The following is a 25,872-nucleotide window of genomic DNA, read 5'->3' on the forward strand; positions in this document are numbered from 1 at the left end:
GGTGACTAGCGGGTGACGACGTAAATCAAGACGGCGACCAGCGCCACGCACACGCCGGCCAGCATGCCGATCGAAACCCCACGCCGGTCCGTCCGTTTGCCACGAGTCGCGCCGATCGCGGGATCTCCGGCTAATTGAATCGCGTCGCCGGTGGGATCGACGGCGGCGACGTTGTCCGTTTCGGGCGCCGCGGGCTCTGTGTTGCCGGCATCGGCGGCCACCTCGGTGCGGGCGTCGACCGCCTGCGACGCCACGGGCAATTTGTCCACTCGTTCCGGAAACGCTTCAGGGGCCGGTCGCCACTGGGGCCAACCGTCACGCCAAACCAGGGCGTCATGGGCCACGCGACCATCGTCGATCCACTGGGCCAATGTTTCGCTGGTCGCCGGCCCGTATTGACCTCCTTCGGCCGGCCGGACGTACCAAGCCGCGTCCGGATCGTCCAGCAACGAATCCGCGATCGGCGCGGTCACGGCCGGCTGGACTGGTGGCTTTTGACCGGTGTCGTCGCTGGCCGCGTCATCGCCGGCATCAACGGCGATCGAAAAATCAGCGTCGGACAAAGGGATCCGAAATCGCTTCTTGCACTCCGGACAAACGCCTCGCTTTCCCGCCAATTCGTTCTTGATGTTCAGTCGCTTGCCACAATGATGGCAGGCAAATCGGATTCCCATGGCGTCAAGATCAGATCGAAAAGCGGGCCGAACGGTGTCAATCCGGCGGGGTGTTTCTGGCGCGAACTTATCCGTGCCGTGCACCCACAGTGTAGTGCAATCGTCACCACGATTCGTCCCCCACGGACTGACCCTGCCGATGCCCGCTGATGACTATCAGGAATCAGGGCTGGATCATCCACCACAGACGATGCAGACGCAGCTTTTCGGGAATCTGGCCGTCACGCATCGAACGATCCGCTTCGGAAACCAGCGGCGGAACGTCGTCCCAACCCGCCAGGAAGCACAGGTGATCCAGCCGCGAATCGGCATCGGCCACGCTGGCCAACCAGGCGACGGGATACGTGTCTTCGCGGACCGGGAAATCACGCATCTGCAACTGACGCAAGCGTTCCCGCGCCGAAACGCCGTCATCGTTGGCGGCACCCGCGTGAAGTCCCTGGGCCAAGACGACTTGGTCGTTTTCGATCCGCAGCAATCCACCGCCGGTCGCCATCACCAATTCGCCTCGCTTGCGCATCGAGATCCGACTGACCGCCGCCCGCGAAGCCGCAAAGGCCGCATAGGCTTGATCGTCGGCCGGATCGATCGTCCACGGTTGGTCGGTCGACAGCGACGTGGCGGTTGTCCGATCGGCCGGTGGTGATGCGACGACCAACGCAATGGTCCGGGCCAAGTCGAATTGATTGGCCCACAGATCGGCAACCAACGTTTGTTCGATCTGGCCCAAAGTCGCGTCCATCGGCGCACTGTCGACGTCGACCAAGCTACCCTGCAGCGGACGTTGATAAACCGATTCCCAGATCGCGTTGACCAGACCATCGGCGACCGCGGGTGAACGCGTCAAAGATTGAGCCCACCGCGTTCGTTGTTCGATTCGGCCTTCCAAGTCAAGAACTTCGCGATCGCCATTGCCGCCGCGTGAAGCGGTCGGCGCCGGCCAAGTGTCACCGACCACCCAGCGGATCGCTGCACCCGGTCGGGTCATCACCCGTCGTCCGTCCGTCGCGTCAAAGAAGACCGGCGAACCGGCGTCGCTGGATGGACGATTTCGAATCAAGCTAGCGAAAGCCCAATATTCTTGCTGGGCCGCGCCGGTGTCGACCAACGCGTCATGGCAGCGTAAACAACGAACGTCGCGCCCCATGGACAACGATGCGAATCGTCCCACCATCGCGTGTGGACCGCCCCGCGACATCGCTTTGGCAAACGCGGCGGAATCGGGATGCTGTCCGCCCATCAAGTCCGCCAACCACACCGCCGCGTTGTCACCGTCGCGGATCACTTCAGCCAACGACTGAATCAACGATTGTCGCTTTTGTGTTCCCACACTTTGCAAACCGCCGTCGGTCCAATCGTCCAACAGTTGACGTGCGACCGTCTTGGACTGGTCGGGACCCCTCAGCACCTTTCGAATCCGGTCCGCATCGTCGTGTAACGAAGGATCCAGATCCACGTTCAAGCGGTCGCGTACAAACTGGGCCCATTGTTGATCGCTTCGCGGTGGTGTCGGTGTGACGCCAAGCGATGTCCAGTAGCGTTCGAACTGGTCGTCCAACAGGTCATCAACCACCGCGACGTTCAACGCCGGTGGTCGTTGTGATTCCAGCCAGCGTTCGATCCGCTGCATTGCCACCGCGGTGTTTGGTGGGTTGTTGCGGGTGGTTGCACCGGAGCCGTCGCTGCCGTCGTGAAGCGTTTTGACGCTCGGCAAGTTGTCGGGGGACGCCTCGGCCAAAGCCGAATCCGTCGGTCGATCCGACGTCGCCGCAAATTGATCGTGGGGCTCCGGTGCATCGTTTTGCTTGGATGCATCGCCCTGCCCCGATTCGTTATCGGCGGCCACGGTGTCCTTGTCGGTACCCGGCGGCTTTTCAGCCACCGAGGGGGCGTCACCGGTCGGTCGCGTGTCCCAGCCGTACCAGGCCAAGGCAACTAACAACGAAGCGGCCAAGGTCATCACCACGGCCAACGTTGTTTTGGAACCCGACGCATCGGGCCCACTCGAGGGCTGGACCACCGAGCGAGAATCTTGCGGCGCGTCCGAGCCGTCGCTTTCCACCTCCGAAACTCGGTCACGCCGAACGACCGGCGGTGGCTGGACGTTTTCGGTTTCCTGGCTCAATCGACGCAGGATCTTTGACGACAGGTCGGGCGGATCACTGTTGTTCAGGATTTCGCGCAGCAGGCCGTCCAAGACCAAGTCCTGGCCTTCGTCGCCGTCGTCGAATTCGCGGTCGTTTGGGTTCGTCGCGTTCATGGTTCAGGTGTCGGACTCGGTCTGATTCAGACGTTGGTCGACGCATTCACGTAGTTGTTTCTTGGCCCGCTGCATCAGGTTTCGCGCGCCGTGATCGGTGATCCCCAGCGCGTCGCCAATTTCGATGCGGCTGGCCTGTTCGGCAAACCGCATCCGCAACGCCATCTGGGCGCGATCGGTCAATTGTTTCAAACACTGCCGCAACGCATCGGTTGCGGCGTCACCGGTCAAATCCTTTCCGGCCCAGCGTTGCCAGGCTTCATCCAGGACCACCGAATCACCCACCGTTCGCATTCGCCCGGTCTTTCGATGCTGGGAAATCAGCAAGTTGTAGGCGGTGCGACGCAGATAGCCGGCGGTCGCGGAATCATTGTGTTGAACGAAGTTTTTCCGCCGCAGTACTCGCAGGAATGTGTCCTGCGTCAAATCATCCGCCGTGGCTTCGTCACATCCCAGCATGCGCAGGTATCTCCAGACGCCACGCTGGTGGCGTTGGATCAGCTGGGCGGGCGTCAAATTCGCGTCGTCGGCCGATTCGTCGGACGGGACCTGTGGCGTCACAGGGCGACCATCCGGATCGGTCGACGCGGCGGGCGGGTCATCCGATCCGGGCATCAAGCTTTCACAGCGGGGCGAAGTCGGTCGTTACCAAGCGGCTTGGGCGAAACAGTTTCCTTCCATCAAGGCCCCGCGACGATCGCCCCCGTGCCCCGTTGGTGGTGCCGCAGTGACGATCCGCTTCGCTAAGCCGTCAGTTCGGTAATCAGTTTACCACCCCCGGCAATCTTCATCGGCCTGCCGTTCTTGCTGGTGAAGGTCTTATCGGTGGAAATTCCCAAGCCGTGGCAAACGGTCGACATGAGGTCTTCGCTGCTATACGGCTCGGTGTCCACCGCGGTTCCGTCCGCATTCGTTTGCCCGACGGCGATACCGCCTCGCAGCGAACCGCCCCCGACGACGCAGGACCAGGCCCTGGCAAAGTGGTCGCGTCCGGCGTTTTGATTGATCCGCGGCGTCCGCCCGAATTCGCCCATCCACAGGACCACCGTGTCCTGCCACATGCCACGCTGGTTCAGATCTTCGACCAAAGCGCTCATCGCCTGGTCCAACACGGGCAAGCGTTGATCGCGCAGGGTCGCATGGATCCCCTGGTGGTTGTCCCAGCCGCCCAAGTCGACCTCCACAAACGGCACACCGGATTCCACCAACCGACGGGCCAGCAAACAGCCTTGGCCGAAACGGTTGGTCCCATACCGTTCCTTCATCGCCTCGGGTTCGCTGTCGACGTCAAACGCTTTCATCTGATCGCTGGTCATCAACGCGACGGTTTTGTCCAGCACTTTGGCGTGCTCGCCGGCCGGCGTGTCGCGGGTTCGTCGAATGAATCCGCTTTCGATCAAATCCAACGCGGCGACACGTTGACGCAAACGCTGGTCGTCCAAACGCATTTCCAGGTTTCGGACGCGACCGTCGCTGGTCACCGAAAACGGCGACCATGCCATGCCCAAAAATCCAGGGCCACCACTGCTGCCGCCGACCGAAACGAAGGGGGGAATTTCCAGTTCCGGTCTCTGGTGCATCAATTCGTGTGAAATAACGCTGCCGTAAGTCGGGTGTTCAATGTTCGGGTTGGGAACGAAACCCGTGTGCATGTAATACCGGCCGCGATTGTGGTCCGCTTCGCGAGTGGACATGCTGCGGACGATCGACAGATGTTGCATCTGCTGGGCGACCTGCGGCAAGTGTTCACAGATCTGCACATCACCGGTCGTGCTGATCGGTTTGAACGGACCGCCCGTCGGTGCGCCGGGTTTCAAGTCCCACAAGTCGATCGTCGACGGACCGCCCCCCATCCATAACAGGATCGCCGCCTTGCGGTTCTTCCGCAGGCTGTCAGCGTTGGCACCGATCGCGTTTCCCAGCGTCATCGCCGAAGCGGCCATGGCGGATGATCCGGCCAAGTGGCTGATGAAGTGCCGCCGTGTCATTCCCGTCGGAGTGGTGAAGAACATGGTCCGTTTCCCAAAAGAAGAAAAGTCAAGCGTTGCTTTGGCGTGCGGGCGTGGTCGTCAATGTTGCATGATGAATTCGTTGCTGTTCAAAATCGCCCACCACATGTCGCCCAGCATTTCTTTCTGGTCGCCGCCCCGGGCCGCCATCAGCTTGCCCGCGATGCGAATCTCCGGTGCAGTCGGCTGTCGTGCCAGACCCGCCAAGAATAGGCGCCTTACCGATTCACGCGGTGACTTCGATGTGCGGGCCAGCCGATCCAGAAATCCACCCGTCTCGGTCTTGGTAGCTCGCCGCGTTAATTCGCCGTTGAACAACATCAACGCCTGCGGGATCGATCCGTTGAACGTCGTCGCTTCATCGCCTTCGTCGGTACCGAAAGCGACGACAAACTGCTGCAGCCAACGCCGTCGTTGTTGTTCCTGTTCCTCGTAGCTGCCCTCGGGCGTTGCACCGGTCGCCGTCAACAGTGATTGATACAGTTGCTCGGCGGACATTTGACGCAGATAGAAACGCGAAAACTTGGGCGTTTCGCCGACCGACGGATCGTCCAGTTCGTTGGTCGCGTTCTTGGTGGCCGACAATCGATAGGGCCGACTGAGTGTGATCCAAGCTTGCAGCTTTTTCAGGTCGTAACTGCTTCGGCGAAATTCCGCAGCCAGTTCGTCCAGCAATTCCGGATGCGTCGGCGGGTTATGGGGACCCAGGTCATCGATCGGTCGAGTGAACCCATATCCCAGGAAATGCGCCCACATCCGATTGACGATCATCTTGTCCAGAAATTCGCTTTGCAGCATCAGCCGCGCCAGTTCCTGCCGTCGATTCACGTCGCTGACGAATCCGCTGACGTCCACCTCGGTCCCGTCGGTGAACACCGGATACGCGACCTTGGTCAGGCCGTTTCGCAATTCATAAAACACCAACGCATCATCCGGATCCCCCGCTTCGCCGGCGAAGTCTTGATCGATCAATTCCGCGTGATCGATGTCGCGGGTTCCCGACTGGAAACGCCGCAAGGCTCGCGTTTGGCGAAAGAAGGAATTGAATTCCCAGAACTTCTGTTGTTTCCACTGATTAAACGGGTGATTGTGGCACTGCGTGCACTGGACTTGTTGGCCCAGGAAGATGCGGGACGTGCTGCTGGTCGCCAGCGTGCCCTTTTCGGCGTTGACTTTGTCGACCAGAAAGTTCACCGCGCCGTTGAAGTTCTCGGTGCCGGGCTTGGTCGACCCGGTCGCGGTGATCATGTCGTACACGATCTTGTCGTAGGTCCGATTTCCTGCGAACGAATCACGCAGGTACTTTTGCATGCCGCTGCGGTCGGTCAACGATCGGCGGTCCATGCCGCCACTACGTCCGATCAGCAGATTGGTCCAAATGCCTGCCCAATGATTGGCGTACTCCGCGGTGTACCGTTCGTCGTGCAACAATCGCTGGACCAGCGCGACGTCTTTCTGTGACGATCGATCGTCGGTGAAGGATTCCAGTTCGTCGACCGAAGGGATCCGACCGATCAAATCCAGAAAAACGCGTCGGCACCAAGTCGCGTCATCCGTCTCGGCCGACGGACGCATTTCCCAATCGGTCCACACCGATTCGATGCGGGCGTCGATCCTGTCACACATCTCCGGCCGCTGGACGGAATCGGCGTCATCGGCCCGGGCGATCTGCACGTCAACGGTGGCGACAACGAACCAAGCCAAACAGATCGACGACGCCGTCAAAACGCGACGTCCGCCCGACGCGGATGGATGTGAAAACGGTGATGAAGGCAATCGAATCATCGGCGGCGAAACCCTCGGCAACGTCCACCAAGGCATCCCCACGACGGTGCATCGCGTTTGGCCCCAGAAGAGTCACCCCGAAAAGTCAAAGGTGCGGCGGCTTGTCACAGTTCAAACGCCGATCCGCGGCGAAAGTACCCGCGGCGGTCGAATCGGTCCGAATCGAACCGACGAAACCAACAGCGGTGTTGAACCGTGCGATGCAGTGTATTCGGTCTGCAAACGCGATCGTGGCCGCGACCGATCAAATCCGGTACCAAGCAATGCCGTCGGCCAGTGAATTCCCACCCCAGGGAACGGATTTAACGGTTCCAGGGGATTTTCGGCCCGTCGGTGCCGGGCCGGGTCCGGGTCACGCGGTGGTGGTTTCGATCAGCGTCCAGTCGGCGGCCCGCGTTTCGGCCTGCCATAGATTGCTCAGCTGTTCGCCGCGCAGACAGCTTTCGACCAACGTCGCCAGGGGATCGGGGACGATCATTGCGATCACGCAGCCCCCGGGACGGCGGAGGAGCTTGCGAATGCCTTTGCGAACGCGTTCCTTGGCCATCGAGATGGGTTCGCCTTCGGGGGGACAAAAATCGTCGGGCGATTCTTGACCGGCGCGATAGACCCGCGGTTGGTTGCGGCGGACTTCCTCGATCAACTTCCCGTGCCACAAGCCGTGGTCGATGTTACGCAAGCACTCGATCGTCTTGACCCGCACGTCGCGACCTTCGGCCAACCGCTTCGCCGTCTGTTGCGCCGACCGGCAGGGCGATGCATAGATCACACCGACGTTCAGGTTGGACAGTTCGGACGCCATCGACGCGACTTCGCGCTTGCCAGACTTGCTAAGCGGAATGTCCAGGCTGCCTTTGATGCGACCCTGTTCATCGAACTCGGTGGAACCGGGGCGAATCAACAGGACTTCGGCCCGCTGTGGGGCGCGTGACAACAACATCATCGTGTGGCCTCCTGTCCTGGGCTGATGTTTGCACCGGACGGGTTTGCCGAAGCGATCTGGTCATTCAGTTCGTCGATCGCTTTGCCGTAGTCGTCGCTTTTCAAAATCGCCGATCCGACGACGAAGCAATCACAACCTGCCGCACGAACGTCGGCAATGTTCGACGCTTTGATGCCACCGTCGGCTTCCAGCAACAAATCCGGGTATTGATTGCGAAGCGAACGAAGACGTTCCAACGCGATCGGGTTGAAGGCTTGTCCGCCAAAGCCGGCTTGGACGCTCATGATCAAAACCATGTCGACGTGGTCCAAACATGGTTCCAATTGGTCCATCGACGCGTCCGGGTTGATCGCGACCCCGACCGCGACGCCAAGGTCGGCAATCGACTGGGCCGCGGCCGCCGGATCGTCGACCGCTTCGACATGAAAGGTCAGCATGTCGGCGCCCGCATCGACCATCGGTCCGGCGTAACGCAGCGGATCGCTGATCATCAAATGCACGTCCAGTGGCAAATCGGTGTGGCGTCGCAACCCTTCGACGATCGGCATGCCGAACGTCAGGTTGGGCACAAAGTGACCGTCCATCACGTCCAGGTGAAGCGCCCGGGCACCGGCATCGGTCAGTCGCTGGAGTTCACCGCCCAGATCTCCGAAATCCGCGTTCAGAACGCTCGGCAACACCATCGGCGTTGACTCGCGAAACACGCGGATTCGTTCAGATCGATTGCGGTTGGCGTCAGAAGACATGCAGTCTCTCGCGTCGAGTTCACAAAGCCACCTTCGCCGACCATCGGCCCGGCGGTTATGCCGCCGGGCACCGGACGAAAAAGATGACGCCAAGCCCGCATCCCCCATGCCATGGTGTCAGTCGGCTGACTGGCGTCCAAGGCGTTTTCGCAAACCCCGTTCCAAGATCCCGTCGTTCGATCGGCGGTGTCGATGGTGTGTGGTCGCAAATGGCGTTCACGGGCCAAGTGGCGGAACAGACTGCAGAGAAGCCGGCCGGGTGTCAATCGGCGAATTCCCTGATCCCCGGCTGAAGCCTCCCCCGAAATGGCCGCCGAGTCCGTGAAACTCGGCGATTCTTCATTTGGGAATCTGGCCTAAAGGTTGCGATTTTTCCGTAAAATCCGATTTTCGTGGGTGCGGTTTTTGGGCACCAACCTCGCGTTGGGCCAATTCGATGCAAAACAGCCGTCCGCCATCGGGGGATCCGACACTGGTGGGCTCGGTTCCCACTCAATCGAGAAACGGTCGGCCATCGCCACGGCCGAACCGGCTCACGCCCGACATCAAGGCCTGCGCGGCGGCTCGCTGCGGTGAAAATAATCGTCGTGAAATTCGGCCGCGTCCGTCTTGTCGGGATGACGCCATGGGAAACGTGGTCCCCGGTCTTCCAGCAATGGAACTTCCATCCCGTCGGTCTGTTCCAGCATTTCCCAAAGGCGTCGGTTCATTTTCGCGACGCGGTTCTGGTGCTCCGGTGCATCAATTAGGTTGACCAGTTCGTCAGGGTCCGTTTGCAAGTCATACAGTTCATCCTTGTCCCACAGTCCATGACAGCGGATGTATTTGTATCGGCCGCCAAGAACCGCATGCAGTGTGGGTGTGTGAGGATAGTTGCGTTCCCAATAGTACTCGTACAACAACGTCCGGTCGGCCAAAGGCGAAGCGTCCGCTTGGCACAACGGTTTCCAGAAACTGGTTCCGTCGATCGAGGTCATTGGTTTCGATTCGGTCGCTTCCAAAATCGTCGGCGCGATATCAATGCCCGCGACCAACCCGTCAAACTCTTTGCCCGCCGGCACACGTCCCGGTGCATGGAACAACAGAGGAACCTTCGCCGACGCTTCGTACGCGGTGCGTTTGTCGATCAGGCCGTGGTCGCCGAATTGAAATCCGTTGTCGCCCATGTAAATCACCAGGGTGTTGTCTGCCGCGTCGATGGAACGCAAACATTGCATCAAACGTCCGACGCCATCGTCCACCGCCAATAGTGATTCACAGTACCGCCGGTAGTAGACCGCGGGATCAAAATCGGCCAGGTTGTATCCGAAGTCCGCGCCGTGCCGGCTGTTGCGTTGATTCCGCACCCACATCGGAATCGCGCCCCGGTGCAACGTTTCGTCACTGGGGATGGTGATCGGCAAGGGTTGGTCGTCGTACCGCCCGCGGTGACGATCCGCCGGCACAAAGTCCGCATGGACCGCTTTGTGACTGACATACAGAAAGAACGGCCGGTCCGGGTCCAGTTGGTTCAGCCAGTCTTCTGCGTAGTCGGTCAGTTCGTCCGTGATGTAACCGTTTTGCTTCACACGTTGGCCGTTGATGTTCAGACCGTCATAGGTCGTCTGAGGCACTTCTCGTGTCGTGCCGTGACCGTCCGGCCAGTAAGTCCCCTGCCCTTTGAATGAAATCCAATGATCAAATCCACGTTGGGGCTGGTCGTCGTCGCCACCCATGTGCCATTTGCCGATGAAGGCGGTTTGGTACCCGGCGGCTTGAAGGTCCTGGGGAAAGAAACTCAGATTTGGATCGACTTCGTGATAGTTATCGATCACGTGGTGGTTGTGGGCGTACTGGCCGGTCAAAATCGAAGCGCGACTGGGCGAACAAAGCGACGTGGTGACGTACGCCGACGTCAATCGAGTCCCCGAATCGGCCAGGGCGTCCAAATGGGGCGTTTCCAAAAACGGATGACCGGCCGCGCCCAGACAATCGAAGCGGTGGTCGTCGCACAGGATGAACACCACATTCAACCGATTCGGCTGCGATTCGGTGGCCGGTTGTGCGTCAAGTGGGCGGGCCGCTGCGGCAAGGAAACAACAAAACAGGATCACCGGCGCAGGGCCGCGGGCGGGACGTCTGGAACGGGAAAACGGCATGTCGGAAGGACTCGGCAACGCGTGTTCAAGGAGGGGGGGACGCAAGAAGGCATGCCATCTTAGGCCAACCGTCGCCGATTCGCTGTTTACCCGAAGACAGAAGTTCAGATACGCTGCGACCGTTTGTGATGGCCTGAAGCCCGCCGGCAGCCCCAGGCCGCTTTCACGGAAGCCCGCCGGAGAACCGACCTGCGCGATGGATGAACGGACAAGGATGTCTTCGCCGATCGCATTCGGCCAACCAACCGAATTGCAACGCCTGTACTGATCACACCCGACGACCCGAGTCGTCTGGGATGTGGATCGGACGCGGCGTCTGCGCCGGTGCATTGCTGCTGGGCACTCTGCTGTGGGCCACGGTGGGGGCGGATGAATCGTCCCAAGACGTTACCCCTGCGGCCGCGTCGCCCCCGGAACCGACTTGGTCACTGGTCATTGATGACCGGCCCGTTTCGACCAAGACGCCCGTGTTTCTGAAGCCGCGTGCAGCATCCCAAGTTCAAATTCAAGCAACGCGAAGTGATGCGACCACCGGACAATCGGTTCGCTTCATCGCACGACTGCTGTCGGTTCAACCGCATCGTGATGTGGATCGACAAACCGCGACTTCGGCCTGGGATGACCAGGGTTCCACCGAAACGATCACCGTGGACCTGCCCGATGATTTGGCGGCCGGCGTCCACGAGCTGCGGATTCAATTGACCGACATTGTCGATTCGACTTGGAATCGATTCCGCAAAGCGACCGAGTTGATGCCGATGACCCGGCTGACCTTGGTCGTGTTGCCGGAAACCAAAGTCAACGCGGCCGACGTCAAAACCGAACACTCCGAAACATGGACCGGCGACCAGCTTTCCGATGAAGCGATTGCCGCGGTGACGTGGCGTAGCGAGGACGCGGTTCGGGCGGGCGGCGATCCGCTGCGTCCTTTCAACCGCTGGATGCCCAAGTCCAACCCCATCACCGGTTCGGCATTGCCACATTTGCCAGGGATGACCCCCAACCCACTTTTGAATCTGCCTGCGGTGGGCAAGGGGGATTCGTTGGCGGCCAAGTTGAATGCCACTCAGTCAATCCAGTTGGAACTGTATGCCGGGTCCAGTCTTTTGGATCCACGCCAGTTAATTGATCCTCGGCAACTGGTTCATGCACGACAACTGGACCCTCGGCAATTGTTGGGGCGAAATGGACCCGACGACCGCCGGCTTTATCGGATTCGGATCCGTCACGCCGGACCCATCGGATCGGTGTTGACGGTTGCAGCGGAACAAGCGGGGGCAAGCGATGCCGCGGTTTGTCGCGTCATTGCCAGCGGTGATCGCGCGGCCGATGGTCTGGATCCCGATGCGGATCGCTGGGAAGAAACCAGCATGCTGGTGCGTGGTGCCGGTGACACCTTTCGTTTGGCGGTGACCAACGATGGGCCCGGCGACGTGCTGATTCGCTCGATCGAATTGGAATCGACCACCATTCCTTCCCCGACCAACAACCAGAATCGTACGCATAAGATCGCCGGCGGGCGGCAAGTCCACTTGGCGGTAACGTCGCCGGACTGGTCGGCGCGATGGACCGGCGATGTCGATTGGCGATCCCTGCAGGACGAATTTGTCGATGCCACCTGCCAGGCCCAGAAAGACTGGGTTGCCGCCCAGCGGTGCGTTGATTTTGTACGCACGATGGGAATCGACGGCGTGGTGGTTTCGGATTCATTGTCGCCGCATCCCCGACGAATCCTGCGGTCCGTGCTGGAGTCCAGCGGGTGTCGATGCACCGAAGGTCATCTGTTGACGTCCGATCAGCAGACGATGCAATCACCGTCCGCTGAGTCTGTGAATCAAGGCGAACATCAGGATGCACCCGAGCCTGTTCGGGACCCCGGTTGGGCAACGTGGGTGTCGTCAACGACATCGTCAATCGCATCACTGGAAACGGTGGATGTCTATGCGATGGGACGAGAGGCCTACACGGTTGCCAGTCGGTTGCGATGCCCCCGCCGCGAACGGGTCGATCATCAACACGACCGGCCAATTGCGTTGTGGTGTGGACAACCGCCCCATGGCATCGGGCAACCCACGGCGATGGGGGAAGCGGTGTGGCGCGACCTGCAGATGGGGATCGCTCGTCTGGACCCCGACGTTGTCTTGCTGCACGTGACACCGGATTTTTTGCCGTCCGACGATCGCATTTGGGCCACGTTGCGGCGGTTCACCGCCCTGCCCACTGGCGACGGAGCGTTGCTGGCGGCCGCTGATTCGCACCACGACTACGTGATCGCACGCGCCCATCGCGTCGATGACAAGCACGGCGGAACTGAACCAATTGACAGAACTGGCGACAATCGCACTGCGGTGGATGCCACGAAGCGTCCCGATTTTTTGACGCTGGGCAATCTGGCTCCTTGGCCGGTCGATGCCTACATCCAAACGACCGGGGAAACCCAAGACCGCCACGACAAGACAACGCAGGAATCTCGCGATCGTGAACCCGAAGGAACCAGATATCGTTTGGGCCCGGGACAGTGGACGGCAGTTCCCTGGGCGGCAAATGCTCCGGTGCCACGATTGGTTCGTGTCGTTCCAGTTGGCGGGCAACCTTTGGCCGAAGCGGTTCAGCACGACGTGACTCGAGTGATCCAGCGGATGGGCTTGCTGGATCAGTTGGCCGATCAAACTCATCCCCAAGGTGATTGTCGACTGGCCAACGGTGATTTCGAATCCGTCGGCCAACTGGGACTGATCGGCTGGGTGCATTCCCAGTTTCCCGAAGGCGCGGTTCTGTTGGATGACAAGAATCCGGCGGGCGGCGATCGATCATTGTGCCTGACCAATCCACCCGGATCGAACAATCGGACTTGGGTCATCAGCGATGCGATCGCGGCACCCTTGACCGGTCGCCTGACGGTCATCGCGTCGCTGCGTGGGCTCGGCAAATCGAACCAACCCCCGCTGCGATTACGTACCACGTTGGAAGGTCACGCCGGCGGCCAGGCGTTCCGACGATCACAAACGATCCGGTTGAAAGCCGATTCGGCGTGGAGCCATCAACAGCATTTGTTGACCGTCGCGGACATCCCACGTGACGCTCAGCAGTTGCGATTGGCGATCGATTCGCTGGATTCCGGCAAAGTCTGGATTGACGACCTGAAGCTGCAGCAGTGGTTTCCGTTGCGGCCCGAAAGAGACGAATTGCAGCGTTTGGCATTCCTGGCGATCGACGGAGTCCGCCAAGAAAATTTGACACACGCCGCCCGACTTCTACAAAATCAGTGGTCCCAATTGTTGTTAGATGACCACGCCGGTTTGCATTTGGATGCTGATTCGCTGAAACCCGCGTTTGTGCGGCGGCGATCGGGATCGGAAATGAAATCGTCCACATCGAAAAGCGACCAGGCGGTTCGTCCCGTTGATGCCGATTCCAGTGAATCGGATCAAGGCATGACCGGTCGGATTCGCAGTTGGCTGCCACAACAATTACGGTTCTGATTCCGCGGTGCGGATCGGGGCGACCGACATCCATCCCTAGTGCACATGGTCAGGCGTCGTCACAGGCGACGTGATCGGCACCGGTCCGCAGCGGAGCTTGTTGAATGCGAAAATGGTTTCGGCGATTCGCCGCGGCTTGTGTGATCATCGCCGTGCTGGCAGGCGCGTGGGCGTGGTGGGCGATCCGCCAAACCCAGCAGGTCCCAGAATTCTATCGATTGGCGACGCAACGCAGCGATGAAAGCGTCACGGCCCAAGACCGGGTTCAAGCCGCCCGACGGATGAACCAAAACGTTCAACGTTTGCAAGACGCCGCACAACAACCCGGTGCCTGGCATGCGACATTCTCCAATGAGGAAATCAACGCCTGGTTGGCCGAGGAACTGCCCAAAAGTTTTCCGCACTGGTTACAGCGGGGGCTGTCAGAACCTCGTGTTGCGATCGAAGACGGACGAATGTTGGCCGCCGCACGTTTGAAAAACCGGCGAATTGACACGGTCGTGTCCTGCCAAGTCAGCGTGGAATTGACCGAACAACCCAACATGTTGGCCATTCGCCTGGAAGATTTGAGGGCCGGTGCGCTGTCGATCCCTTGGGGGCATTTCCTGGATCGTATCAGCCGTGAGGCTGCCGTCGGCGACATCAACATTCAATGGGACATGACCGAAACCGGTCCGGTCGCTCTGTTGGCGATCCCCGGTGAACATCCCGAATTTGCCATTCGCCCGGTTCTGGTGGAATCAATCCAGTTGGGACAAGGTCAGATCAGCCTGGCCGGACGTTCGGGCGAATCGGCCAAGAACGATTATCGTCCCAAGACCAGCATCCACCGTTTCGTGTCGTATCAGCCGGATCCCAATTCCAGACGCCAGGCGTTGTTGATCCCTTCGGAAAAATCCAAGTCGCAGATCCGCTGATCAGTTGCCCCCATCGATCGCGGCGGGGGGCATGGTGCCAATGGCGAAAATGATAGGCGATGACGATACACCGGCTCGGGTGCAAGGGCATGGTTCATGCGTTTTGCTGGACATTCATCAAACGCAATGTCCAGGCATGCGCGATCGGGACGCTGACGAAAGAATCCCGAATCGACACGGCGGACGCTGCCGCGGTTTCCAGAGATCGGACCTTCGTATTCCAGGTACTTCGTGCGGTGATCGGGCAATCGGGTTGCCGTGATTGTCATCGGCTTTTCGGGCACCCCGCGCATCCCCGGCGTCCAGTGGTCTCGCCGTACCACGTCATGGTGCGAACCGACGCCGGTCTCCGGAATTTCGCCCGTTTCGGCCAATGCCTGTTCCCATTGTTCGGGCACGACCGCGAACGTCACCAAACCGCCCACGCCGGCGAACATCCAGTCAAAGTGCGAACGATTGGTGCGCGATAGACTTGGCCCGACGTCGTGATACAAAATCACGAATCGTCCCGCGTCGGCAAAAGATCGAAACAGGTCAGATATCGCTGCTTGATTCACGACAGCCTTCTACTTGCCTGACTTTTCGGACGCTTCGGTCAGCACCAGAGCCCCGAAAGCTTGTTTCAGCTTCGGGTCATTCGGCGGACGAGTCAGTAAAACATAGCGTGCCCGCTTGTCCGCCTCGCTTGCACGTCCGGACAGCCGATACAGTTTGGCGGCCCTCAGTCGTGCTTGGTACCAAGCATCGCTTCCTTGAGGAACGCCGGATGCCAGCCGATCCCAAAGCTTGACCGCTTCTTTCCAGTCGTCGCCCTGACGACTGTCGGACAAGTCGGATGCGGCACGTCGCAGCACGGCGATTCCACCCGGCGATGATGACAGCATGGCATCGTACCGTGCGATCGCTTCATCGCTGCGGCCCAGCCAGATCAATCGTTCGGCGGCGGCGAAATCGTCCGGCGATAATGTCGGCCACTGGATCAGTTGGCCCGCGATATGCCGACGCATTCCCCGGCGTTCTTTGGCGTCGCGCATCAGTCGCCACGCCATGGCTTTGGCCAAGTCCGCGTCATCCGGCGGTGGCATCGACGCGGACTTTCCGCCTTGTCTTAATCGTAGAAACACATCCAGTGGCGGTCGCAAACCATCCAGCGACAGTTTCGTTTCCTGCGTCACCTTTTTTAAATCCGACATGTCGGCGAACAAGACCAAGCATTCAGCCAACGCCGTGACAACGTCTTCGTCGTCCCACACCGGCGCATCGGTGGATTCCAAAAGTTTCGAAACAACGGCTTGCACCGGAGCTGGGTTCGATGGTTCCGTGCCGCTGGAAAGGGCACGCACACCGATCTGTTTGGCTTGCCTGATTTCATCGGGCACCCAGTGTTGCAGGGGATTCCACGCCAGCACATCGACGGCCTGCCACGGCTGCCCGGTTCGTTCAAAGACCGATCGTGCCCATTGCTTCGCGGCGACCGCCTGCGATGATCCAGGCCATGACGTCACCATGGTTCGCAATTCTGTGATCAACGTTTGCGTAGCGAAGGCGGGATCGGCTTCGCTACGCAACACGATCGCCTGCAGCGCCAACGCGGGCGCTTGGCTGTATTCGTGGTGCTTCTTGGCAATGTCGCTCAGCAACCGTGCACCCGCGTTTGGGTCCCCGGCTTGTTGATAGGCGACGGCCGCTTGGATGGCGTATTGCGAAGCCAGTTTGGCCGCCGGGGCTCGCGTGGCCGCGGCACGGAGGCTTTCGGCCGCTTCGCCATATCGCCCGGATCGAAGGTGATCGCGGCCCGCAATCGCCAATAGTTCGACACGTGATGTGATCGACCCCGGATCGTCACCGGCATCAGCCAGCAACAATGATTCCGCTCGACGGCGTGCGAACTTTCCGTGTCTTTGCCCGATCGCATCGACCCATTGCGTAATCGCGGCGGTCGAATCCGTTGGTGCATCGGAGGACTCCGACAACGCCATCAAGTATCGCAAGCGTGCGTCATCCATTGCGATGGACGATGACGCGGAACTTGGCGTACCGCCGTAAAACGTTTTCAAGTCGCCACGGGCACTGCCAAGGTCGCCTTCGGCAATCGCCAGACGAATGGCCAACGCCGTCCATTGTGGATCGGACGAACGACCGTCAACCGAATCCAGTCGGCGCCGGGCTTCGTCCAAGCGTCCGGCTCGCAACAGCGATTCTGTCCACAGCCGTTCCATTGCATTGCGAGCCTCCGAGCCTTCCGGCAAACCCGCGGCGGCGTCGGCGGCCAAACGTACGGCGGTGGCGGCACTGCCCACAAAGTCTCGGCTCTGAGGATCAAACAGTTCGGTACGCAAAAGTGCACCGGAGACACGGGCGATGCCGATTCGCTGTCGCAAATGCAACAGATCTTGAATCATCGCGTCACGCGTATCATCACCCGGCGGTGTCATCCGCTGCAGCAATTGTCGCCGGTCTTGGACGGCGTCGTCGACACGATTCGCCAAGTCATCCAGACCCCGGTCGACGTCCAGCATCAATCGCATCGCACGATCGACCAACGATTCGTCACCCCGCCGCTGGATCGCGTCCAGAACGGTGGACTCCGCGACGGTTCGACGAGCCGACCAGATGGACCACTGCAGGAACCAGCGTCGCGAATGATCCGGATATGCCCTCAGAAACGAATCGGCCGGTTCAATCACGCCTTGAATCATCGATGCCGGGTCGCCAGCATCACGCCGCAAAATCAACGCTTGGACCTCGATCGATTTGGCCAGCCACCAGACCCCCGATTCGCTTTGCGGTGCCAACCGGCCACGATTCCGCATGCACCACCCAAGAGCCTCGTCCAACGCGGATGCCTGGATCATTCGGTCGGCAACGTCGGCCGAACGAACAGTCGACCAGCGACCGACCGGCCCGTCTTGGGATGCGGACGACAGCGACGGTGAAACCACAGCGATCATTGCCGCCAGCACCATCGCGAAAGACATCCGCACGCGGGACCCGGCAGCGGCTCCGGTGCAACGTCTAGGTGCCCCAGTGTTGTGATTCGAAAGGCAATCTTCGCAATTGAGTGTTCTGACCATCACGGTGCAACCTGCGGCGACACGGCGGCGTCGGGTGTGTCGTCGGTGGCGAACAGTACTCTTGCCGCTCCTGCCGACCGCGCAACGTCATAAATATGCACCGCATCGTCCATGGTGATATTTCCGTCCGGGTCGATCACGACCGACGGTTCCACATCCAACGCCAAAATCTCCGACAATCGTTGACGCAATTGGTCTGCGGTATCGATCGCTTGCCCATTCATGCGGATTTGCATCGTGCCCGCGGATTCAATCAAGCGGACAACGATTTCATCAAATGATTCCGCCGGTTGATCGGCGGTTTCGACCTCGCTGGTTCCTTGTGGCGGTTGAACAATTGAACTGGGTAGATCGAATTCGGGCTTTTCGAAACTGCTGGTCCAGACAAAAAACACCAGCAACAAGAACACGACATCGATCATCGGCGTCATCTTGACCTCCAATGATGTTGCTTCGCTGGCCGCGGGAACCTTCATCGCGTTGCTCCCCCGACACGGGACTTTTGTACCGACAACCGGACATCGTGGATGCCTGTGTCAGCGACGGTCCGCAACACTGGTTCGACCGAACGATACGCGGCAAAGCGATGAGCACGGACACGAACCGCGGCATCGGATTCATTGCGGCGAAGGTGATCGTTCAAAATCGCCAACAGGTCATCGGGACTGACCGCGACCCCATGGACCACGATGCGTCCCGCTTGGTCGATGTTGATGGTCAGCGCGGCCCGCTGCGGATCGGCATCGGCCGACGTCTGTGCGCCGGGCAGGTCCATCGGCAAACGACTTTCGCGTCGTGCCAAATGACTGGACACGAGGAAGAAAATGATCAACAGAAAGACCACGTCGATCATCGGCGTCATGTTCGCGCCCAACGAACCACGTTGCCGCGACTGAGGAATTTTCATTCCGTCAGTCTAGGCGTCGTCACGTTCACCGCAATCCGATCACCGGATCCGGCGAAACCCACTCGCCCAATGGCTGGGGACGCTGGCTGCGGGGCCTGCGCTAAACTCTTCGGGGCCTGCGAACACGAACGGCACCGGCGCATAAAAAATCCCAGCCCGCGCCGTGGCCCCGCGCGGGCTGGGAAATCGTCCATCGCGAATCATCGACCCGACGTGCCCCGGTCAAGTCTTGCCACCTCGCGATGATTGGATCGTTACCCCACAAACAGTCTGTTTGTCGTGCCCATGACCAAACATCGGACAAGGAAGCAGGTTTGCCAAATGCGGTTAGGTGCAAAATGAGCGTTGAATCCTGGTGATAATTGCTTGAAGCTCAGGTGTGGTTGTTCATGGCACCCTGCACGCTCCTAGTGGCGGAATGCCGATCGTTGGCCGGTTCTGGGCATTGGTTCAAAGTGTACGGTTGTGAATGGTTTGGGGGCCGTGTGTGTCTGTAGAGACCAAAATTCGAAAAATTCAGCGGCTGCTTCGCCACGATAGTGATTTGGCTTGGCAGGTGTTCACCGAGACCTACGACCGGATGATTCTGGCTTGGTTGGAACAAGCCGGCGTCCAATCGGCCGACGCGCTAGACATTCGTCAGGAGGTTCTGACGACCGTGCATTCGGAAATCGAGACCTTCGTCGATTCGGGCGATGAGACATGTTTTCCACGCTGGTTGCGACGCGTGACCGCCAATCGCATGCGGCGCTTGTGGGCCTCCCGCGATCGGCGACACGATTGTGCGCTGGTCGCGGATTTGTCATCGATCGCCGACCAACTGGAAGATCATCGCAGCGAGTTGTCGTCGCGGTGGGATCGGCAGTATGAAAGCGAGTTGGTCCAGCAGTGCCTGGACGCGTTGGGCGATCGGTTCAGCAAACGCAACCTGGACGCGTTTCGCCGCGTCGTTTTATGCGAAGAACCCCAGGCCTTGGTCGCAGAAGATCTGGGCATGTCGCTGGGCGGATTGCGAGTTGCACAGCATCGAATCATGCGGGCGCTCCGTCGGAATGCAGACGCCACCCATTGTGCGATTGGCTAGGAATCGCCAGCCGATTGCGGCCGAGGCATACCGCTCGGTCGGTTGAATTGGTCAGCACACGCGGGACCGCAACGCGGCGATTTCACGCCGTTGGATCACTGCCGCCCCGATGGGGCGATTCGGCAACCGCTTGTGGTCGACCTTGCGAGGTGTGTTGCCAATGTGGCCCGGCCACGTTGCTGGTTCCCGGATCGATGCGGCAATGCACGCAGCCACCCCATTGCTCATGGCAACGCAATTCGGTCACCAGTCGAGCCAATTCCACAGCATTCTCCACGTTCAGTTTGGCCAGCACGGTTGCCCGGTCCAGTTCGACGGTCCGCTTACTGATTTCCAAACTGTTGGCGATCCATTTGTTCTGCCGACCTTCCAGCACCAAGTGAATGATCTCGCGTTGACGTGGAGACAGCGTTGCATAAGCGGCTTTGACGTCGGCCATGCGGCGATTCAAGGACGCCTGTTCAGCGTCAACTCGCATCGCATTTTCGATTGCCGCTCGCAAAGTCAGTGTTCCCACGTCGACTGGGAAGACGTCCATCGCGCCGCACCGCATCCACTTGGTCGCCACCGCCATATCGGGACGGTCGGTCAAGACCAGCCATGGGATTGGAACTTCGTCGGCGATGTCACGAAGCGATAGGAAGCTTGGGGGGATCCCCTTGCTTTCAAAGATCACCGCACAGCTGGGGTGCGATGCGTCACGCACACAAGCGTACTCACTCGGCCCGGTACAGAATTGAAGTGCCCAGTCAGCCGATTCGCAGCTTGCCGCCAATGCCTCGGCTTGGTCGCGAACGGCTGCGACCAAATACAACGTGTTGGTACCCACTTTGCCACCTAACCCGACCAACGCCATTCATCCGGACAGTAACGGTCCGCACGATGCCCATGCATTGGATCGGTTGAAAGTCTTGTTGCCCTGTTTCCTCGATTATTGGTTGATCAGAAGTGCTGCCGCCTGCTGGCACGGATGATCCACACTTTCTATTAGCGTCCATTCATGGCCCCAAATTACGGCTGGGCGTCAAAAAAACACGGAAAAATCCCGATTGTTTTCCCTTCGTTTTATACTTCGCGAAACGGTTTTCGGCATGTCGAATACCCGTGTGCTCAACCCTCGCCACAGTGCGCCATTTTGTCATCGCGCGACGGCACAGGGATGTTAATTTGCCGCCGATCACTCCTGCGATCTCGTTTTGTCTTTGAGACGATGGCCAAGATGCCGTCGATGTGATTGTTCCCAAGCCACTTGTACGTTAGCGCCGCGCCGGTTTTCGATGAATGATCTTGATGACCCATGGGATGACGATGCCGTCGAAGGCGAAGAATGGGGAGCCGAAGACTGGGAGGACGAATTCGATTACGACGAATTCGATTACGACGAATACGTTCGCGCGAATCACGGCGGCACCGGTCCGCTTGAATCGGCATCCTGGAACACCTCCGTTCGCCCATTGTGGCGGTACACGACATTGGCAATCCTGGGCGCCGTGGTGTTGGGAATCCTAACATCGATCTGGCAAGCGATCGGCGGTGATTGATCGATGCCTTTGTCTTTGACCGGCCGACCACGGGCTTGGTGACCGCCCGATCGTGGGCGACCGTCGTCGCCGCTTCGTTTGGATGCGACGTTTGCTTCGCGATGTTTACTGTCCTTCGTTTTCTGCCCGAGCCCATGAAATCGGAAATTGATCCGTCTGGAAAAGCCGCTGTTAAACGCCTGCTGGATGAACATGTTTGCGCCACCGCGGTGTATTTGCCGGAGACGGCATCGACCAACACACTGGCCATTCACCAAGTCCGCAGCGAAGCGATGGATTCGTCCCAACTGCCTCGCTTGGTGCTGGCTGACCAACAAACCGGCGGTCGGGGCCGAATGGGGCGTCAGTGGGAAAGCGATGACGGCACGCTGACATTCAGCCTGGTCGTCGAAGCGGGAACGATGGAAACTTTGCCATTGGCGGTGGGCGTCGGAATCGCCCGGGCGATCGATTTCGAATTCGCTCCCCTGATGTTGCGTTTGAAATGGCCCAATGATTTGATTCTTGGGGATTCCAAACTGGGCGGCATCTTGTGCGAAGCGGTCCAGGAATCGACGCCCACACCATCGGGCAAACGTCGCGTCATCGTGGGCGTCGGCTTGAACGTGTCCAGCGCACCGGACTTCGTCGGTCCTGATGTACCTCCCGCGATTTCGCTCAGCCAGCACGTCGGGCGACCCATCAAACGCTATGGCGTGCTGTTTCCGATCGTGTCCGGAATCTTGTCGACGTTGTCCGAACTAGAAAATGCACCGGAGTCAGTGCTGGGCGAATTTCGCAGTCGATGCTGGCTGTCCGGCCAACTAATCCGGTTCACGCGTGGCAACGAACCGATGACCGGTCGATGCTTGGGAATCGATCCCACCGGCCACCTTCGTGTCCAAACTCAGGATACGATTCTGACGTTGGGATCGGGCGATGTGCAAAGGCTGCGTCCCGCCTAAGCGTTGCGGGACGGATGGGGACCGCTGGGCCTAGAGCGATTTGATGCGGACGTTTCGGAATTTGACCGCATCGCCGTGGCCGGCAAAACCAAAGTGACCCTCCACACGATCCTTGCCGGGGTGCGGTCGGTCGGCCAAGTATTCATCGATCTTCGACAGATCCGTGTTCAGGATTTCTTGGCCGTTCAAGACGACACGAATGGTGGATCCGATCACCGTCACCTCTTGTTCGTTCCACTGACCGACCGGTTTCAATGCACCACGTTTGGCTGCCGCCATGCCATAGGCGCTGCCGTGAAATTGTCGATCGTCCAAGTTGGCATAATCGGGATGCGTGTTGTCCAGCACCTGCAGTTCACACATGCCGACGTAGGCGGGATCACCCTTGCCCGGAAAACGAATGGCCAGACCATTGTTTCCCCGTGGCGGTAATTGGAATTCCAATCGGACCACAAAGTCCCCGTACACTTCCTTGGTGTACAGGTTTCCGCCGTGCTTGGCTTTGCACTGGATCGCCCCGTCGACCACCTCGTAACCGTCAACCGCGCCGGTCCAACCGTCCAAGGACTGGCCGTCAAAAAGGGTGACGAATCCATCTTCGCTGGTCGCATCGGCGACAGACGCAGGCTGATCGCCCCGAGCGGATACGTTGATCGTCAGCGACAACAACAAACAAGCAAAGACAACGTGGACGCCAAGTTGGTTTTTCATGCTGATTCGGGGGCCAAAGTGTTTGGACGGATTGCTTCGGGCGCGGTTCAAAAGACGCGATTCCAACATCGGTGAATCGCACCACGCCGGTCCACCAGGATAACACAGGCGTATCCAAACATAAGCGATGAAGATGGCCACCCGATCGGTCGGTCACCGCTAGTCCGCACGTGTGCCCACTGACGATGTACGTCGCTTGCCAAACGTCATTCCGTTTCCCAGCGAATGGCCAACAATCGCGCCAGCATCAAGAAACCAAAGGTGCATGCCAACAAAACCACCAACTGTGGGGCAAGCGTGGATACCGGCAAGTCGCGCCAAAAAACTTTGTCGAAACCGTCCAAGGCCCATGCATTGAAGGTCCACAACCCGGCCTGACGCAATGAATCGCTCATCACGTAACGCGGCACCATCGAACCGCCCAGCGCACTCATCGTCAAAATCAAGATGACCGACAACCCATTCAGCTGGCCTCTGGAACGACACAGTGTTGCCAAGGCCAAACCGAAGGCAGCGGCCGCGGCGGAGGTCACACAAGTCATGACGATGAACCCGTCCAGGTGATGCCAAAGGTCGACGCCGAAGACGATCATTGCCCAGACAAACATCACGCTGACTTGGACCATTCCCAGCATCGTTTGATAGAACCACTTGCCCAGCAACAATTGGTCCATCGACAAACGCGTGCTTAGCAGGCGATCGAGCGTTTGGTTTTCCTTCTCTTCCAGCATCGCACCGCCGGCGCCCGCGGCACCGAACAGCAAAAACATCACCGCAATGCCCGCCGCGTACATGCTGACGACCGGATTGGATTTTCCTGATTTCATCACGTCCACGACTTGGACGTCGGCCATGGCGGCGGCCGGCTTGGCGTTGACGTCACTGACCCACGTCGTGCTTTGTTCGTCGCTTCCATCCGCATCGCCACCGGACGCGGAGGCAGGACCCACGGCTGATGCGGCCATCACGGACATGCCGGATGATCCGGCCGCGTGGATCATCAGCGTTCGAGTCACCAAGGCGGTGACAACTTGTGGTGCCACTTGATCCGAGGTGTCGGCCAACAAATCCGCACGGATCTCGGCGTCGGTTCCGGTCAGGACGATCGCGATCGTCACGCTGCCGCCTCGTACCAAGTCTTGCGCATCCTGTCGGGTTAGAACTTGATCGTCTTGTTGCATCAAGCGAATTCCCGGACTTTCGCGGATCTCCGATGCAATGGCTTGACTTGTCGCAGATTCGACTTCATCGACCACCACGGCCTTGATTCGTGGCGTGGTGCCCATGCCGCGTCCGAAAATTACGGCGAAGATGCTGAAGAATGCGATTGGCACGATGAACGTCATCACCAGTTCCACACGATTGTGGACCAGTCGACGAAAACCGGTTTGGATGACCGTCCAAATCATGGCCGCGTGTCAGTCTCGCAAATCGTGTCCGGTCAGATGCAAAAAAACGTCGTGCAGAGTGGGCGCTTGGACTTCGACGTCGTGAATCGCAAAGCCTTGTTGTCTTGCGGATTCAAGAACACCGGGCAATTCACGGCCGACATCATCAATCTTTGCGGTCAATGTTGCGAATCGGCGTGCACCGGCGGTCACCGTTTCCCGTTGATGCTGCGGTCCGCTTCCCGGCGTCCGGCGGTGCGGCTGTGGCGGTGAGTGTGACGTCTGATCCACACGCAGACGAACCAAACGCTGGGGCCCGACGGTTTGGGCCACCAGCTGATCAAAATTGCCTTCGGCGACGACGCGGCCCTGGTCGACGATCACGATCTTGTCGCTTTGCGACTGGGCTTCGTCCAAGTGATGGGTCGTCAGCAAAATTGACGTCCCGGCCGCATTCAAATCGTTCAGCATTGAAAAAATTCGATGACGACTCTGCGGATCCACGCCCACGGTCGGTTCGTCCAGCAGGATCAGGTGCGGCCGATGCAACACACCGCACGCCAGATTGACCCGTCGTTTCATGCCACCGGAAAATCCGGCCACCAATTCGTCGGCGCGACCGTCCAGACCCGTCCAGTGAAGTGCCCAATCAATCCGGTCGGCCAGTTTGTCACCACGCAGTCCGTGGAATCGACCGAACGTGTAAAAGTTCTGCTTCGCGGATAGATCGCCATACACGGCGATGTCTTGCGGAACCAATCCGATCCCGTCGCGGACTCCCGCTTCATCGATCGGTCGTCCCGAAAGCGTGATCGACCCCGAATCGGCCCGTGTCCGGCCGGAGATACAGCGGATCGTGGTGGTTTTGCCCGCGCCATTGGGGCCCAAAAGTGCCACTCGCCGGCCTTCGCCCATGGTAAACGTCACCCCGTCGACCGCACGGGTCGAACCGAACGACTTTCGCAGGTCTTGGATCTGTAGCAAGGCTTTGGGGCTCGGCCGAAAATCAGACGGTCAGGACGGTGTGGACATCAGCGGGACAACTACCGGCAGATCGTACCGCAAACGCCAGGATGATCGAAACAGCGAACTGCTGGGGGATTCTTTGGTCCCGCGGGCACGCAAAATCGCATTAATGTGGTCCCGATGCCCGTTGTCGACCCTGGTCGTTGCCGCAGCACGGTCTGGACGCTGCGTCGGGGTATCGTAAAACCTTGGGCACCGACGCACCCGGTACGTCGGCTCGTTTGGACTATTGGCGATGAAAGC

Annotated in this window: 21 protein-coding genes; 5 read left to right on the forward strand and 16 right to left on the reverse strand. The window is 59.5% G+C overall.

The features are described from left to right. Positions 1-5 precede the first annotated feature (5 nt). From Mal65_RS06105 to Mal65_RS06140, 8 genes are all read right to left on the reverse strand, one after another. Positions 6-674 (reverse strand): GYF domain-containing protein, encoded by a 669-nt coding sequence (locus Mal65_RS06105; protein WP_145294859.1) that lies wholly within the window; start codon positions 672-674, stop codon positions 6-8. 163 nt (positions 675-837) lie between these two features. Continuing rightward, positions 838-2,934: a hypothetical protein gene (locus tag Mal65_RS06110; RefSeq protein WP_145294862.1), complete on the reverse strand. Its 2,097-nt coding sequence runs from the start codon at positions 2,932-2,934 to the stop codon at positions 838-840. A gap of 3 nt (positions 2,935-2,937) precedes the next feature. Beyond that, entirely contained in the window at positions 2,938-3,549 is a 612-nt protein-coding gene (locus Mal65_RS06115) for an RNA polymerase sigma factor (protein WP_145294865.1), read from the reverse strand. A gap of 128 nt (positions 3,550-3,677) precedes the next feature. Next, positions 3,678-4,946, reverse strand: coding sequence for a DUF1501 domain-containing protein (locus tag Mal65_RS06120; RefSeq protein ID WP_145294869.1), 1,269 nt, complete (start codon positions 4,944-4,946; stop codon positions 3,678-3,680). 57 nt (positions 4,947-5,003) lie between these two features. Beyond that, on the reverse strand, positions 5,004-6,569 hold the full coding sequence (locus tag Mal65_RS06125) for a DUF1549 domain-containing protein (protein WP_145304725.1): 1,566 nt from the start codon (positions 6,567-6,569) through the stop codon (positions 5,004-5,006). Between the two features lie 511 nt (positions 6,570-7,080). Beyond that, the gene (locus tag Mal65_RS06130; protein ID WP_196784615.1) at positions 7,081-7,671 is read right to left on the reverse strand and encodes a histidine phosphatase family protein; all 591 of its coding nucleotides are present in this window, start codon (positions 7,669-7,671) and stop codon (positions 7,081-7,083) included. Further along, positions 7,668-8,417 carry a ribulose-phosphate 3-epimerase gene (gene rpe / locus Mal65_RS06135; RefSeq protein ID WP_145294872.1) on the reverse strand — a complete coding sequence of 250 codons (750 nt, stop codon included), beginning with the start codon at positions 8,415-8,417 and terminating at the stop codon, positions 7,668-7,670. The genes Mal65_RS06130 and rpe overlap by 4 nt, the downstream gene beginning before the upstream one ends. A 545-nt stretch (positions 8,418-8,962) precedes the next feature. After that, positions 8,963-10,555: a sulfatase family protein gene (locus Mal65_RS06140; protein ID WP_145294874.1), complete on the reverse strand. Its 1,593-nt coding sequence runs from the start codon at positions 10,553-10,555 to the stop codon at positions 8,963-8,965. 296 nt (positions 10,556-10,851) lie between these two features. Between Mal65_RS06140 and Mal65_RS06145 the strand changes: the two genes are divergently transcribed. Continuing rightward, complete coding sequence (locus Mal65_RS06145) at positions 10,852-14,037, forward strand: hypothetical protein (RefSeq protein ID WP_145294877.1); 3,186 nt, start codon at positions 10,852-10,854, stop codon at positions 14,035-14,037. 104 nt (positions 14,038-14,141) lie between these two features. Then, positions 14,142-14,954 (forward strand): hypothetical protein, encoded by an 813-nt coding sequence (locus tag Mal65_RS06150; protein ID WP_145294880.1) that lies wholly within the window; start codon positions 14,142-14,144, stop codon positions 14,952-14,954. On the opposite strand, the gene Mal65_RS06155 is transcribed toward Mal65_RS06150, so the two are convergent. The 4 genes from Mal65_RS06155 to Mal65_RS06170 form a co-directional block, all read right to left on the reverse strand. Next, positions 14,882-15,511, reverse strand: coding sequence for a hypothetical protein (locus Mal65_RS06155; protein ID WP_145294883.1), 630 nt, complete (start codon positions 15,509-15,511; stop codon positions 14,882-14,884). The genes Mal65_RS06150 and Mal65_RS06155 overlap by 73 nt on opposite strands. Before the next feature lie 9 nt (positions 15,512-15,520). Continuing rightward, positions 15,521-17,932 (reverse strand): hypothetical protein, encoded by a 2,412-nt coding sequence (locus Mal65_RS06160; protein ID WP_145294886.1) that lies wholly within the window; start codon positions 17,930-17,932, stop codon positions 15,521-15,523. Positions 17,933-18,027: 95 nt separating this feature from the next. Further along, the gene (locus Mal65_RS06165) at positions 18,028-18,504 is read right to left on the reverse strand and encodes an ExbD/TolR family protein (protein ID WP_145294889.1); all 477 of its coding nucleotides are present in this window, start codon (positions 18,502-18,504) and stop codon (positions 18,028-18,030) included. After that, on the reverse strand, positions 18,501-18,935 hold the full coding sequence (locus Mal65_RS06170) for an ExbD/TolR family protein (protein WP_145294891.1): 435 nt from the start codon (positions 18,933-18,935) through the stop codon (positions 18,501-18,503). Before Mal65_RS06170 ends, Mal65_RS06165 begins: the two co-directional genes overlap by 4 nt. Before the next feature lie 487 nt (positions 18,936-19,422). On the opposite strand from Mal65_RS06170, the gene Mal65_RS06175 reads away from it, so the two are divergent. Next, complete coding sequence (locus Mal65_RS06175) at positions 19,423-20,019, forward strand: sigma-70 family RNA polymerase sigma factor (protein ID WP_165701101.1); 597 nt, start codon at positions 19,423-19,425, stop codon at positions 20,017-20,019. Between the two features lie 82 nt (positions 20,020-20,101). Here Mal65_RS06175 and Mal65_RS06180 read toward each other — a convergent pair whose 3' ends face one another. Continuing rightward, entirely contained in the window at positions 20,102-20,875 is a 774-nt protein-coding gene (locus Mal65_RS06180) for a response regulator transcription factor (protein ID WP_145294897.1), read from the reverse strand. A gap of 421 nt (positions 20,876-21,296) precedes the next feature. On the opposite strand from Mal65_RS06180, the gene Mal65_RS06185 reads away from it, so the two are divergent. Continuing rightward, a complete protein-coding gene (locus Mal65_RS06185) occupies positions 21,297-21,560 on the forward strand; it encodes a hypothetical protein (RefSeq protein ID WP_145294900.1) in 264 nt (87 codons plus the stop codon). A 134-nt stretch (positions 21,561-21,694) separates the two neighbouring features. Then, positions 21,695-22,504, forward strand: a complete 810-nt coding sequence (locus Mal65_RS06190) for a biotin--[acetyl-CoA-carboxylase] ligase (RefSeq protein WP_165701103.1) — start codon at positions 21,695-21,697, stop codon at positions 22,502-22,504. A gap of 30 nt (positions 22,505-22,534) precedes the next feature. On the opposite strand, the gene Mal65_RS06195 is transcribed toward Mal65_RS06190, so the two are convergent. The 3 genes from Mal65_RS06195 to Mal65_RS06205 form a co-directional block, all read right to left on the reverse strand. Beyond that, the gene (locus tag Mal65_RS06195; protein ID WP_231131291.1) at positions 22,535-23,215 is read right to left on the reverse strand and encodes a 3-keto-disaccharide hydrolase; all 681 of its coding nucleotides are present in this window, start codon (positions 23,213-23,215) and stop codon (positions 22,535-22,537) included. A 206-nt stretch (positions 23,216-23,421) separates the two neighbouring features. Continuing rightward, positions 23,422-24,624: an ABC transporter permease gene (locus Mal65_RS06200; protein ID WP_145294905.1), complete on the reverse strand. Its 1,203-nt coding sequence runs from the start codon at positions 24,622-24,624 to the stop codon at positions 23,422-23,424. A gap of 9 nt (positions 24,625-24,633) precedes the next feature. After that, complete coding sequence (locus Mal65_RS06205) at positions 24,634-25,587, reverse strand: ABC transporter ATP-binding protein (protein WP_196784616.1); 954 nt, start codon at positions 25,585-25,587, stop codon at positions 24,634-24,636. Positions 25,588-25,872 lie beyond the last annotated feature (285 nt).

Source organism: Crateriforma conspicua (assembly GCF_007752935.1).
In the GTDB taxonomy this organism is placed as follows: Bacteria; Planctomycetota; Planctomycetia; order Pirellulales; family Pirellulaceae; genus Crateriforma; species Crateriforma conspicua.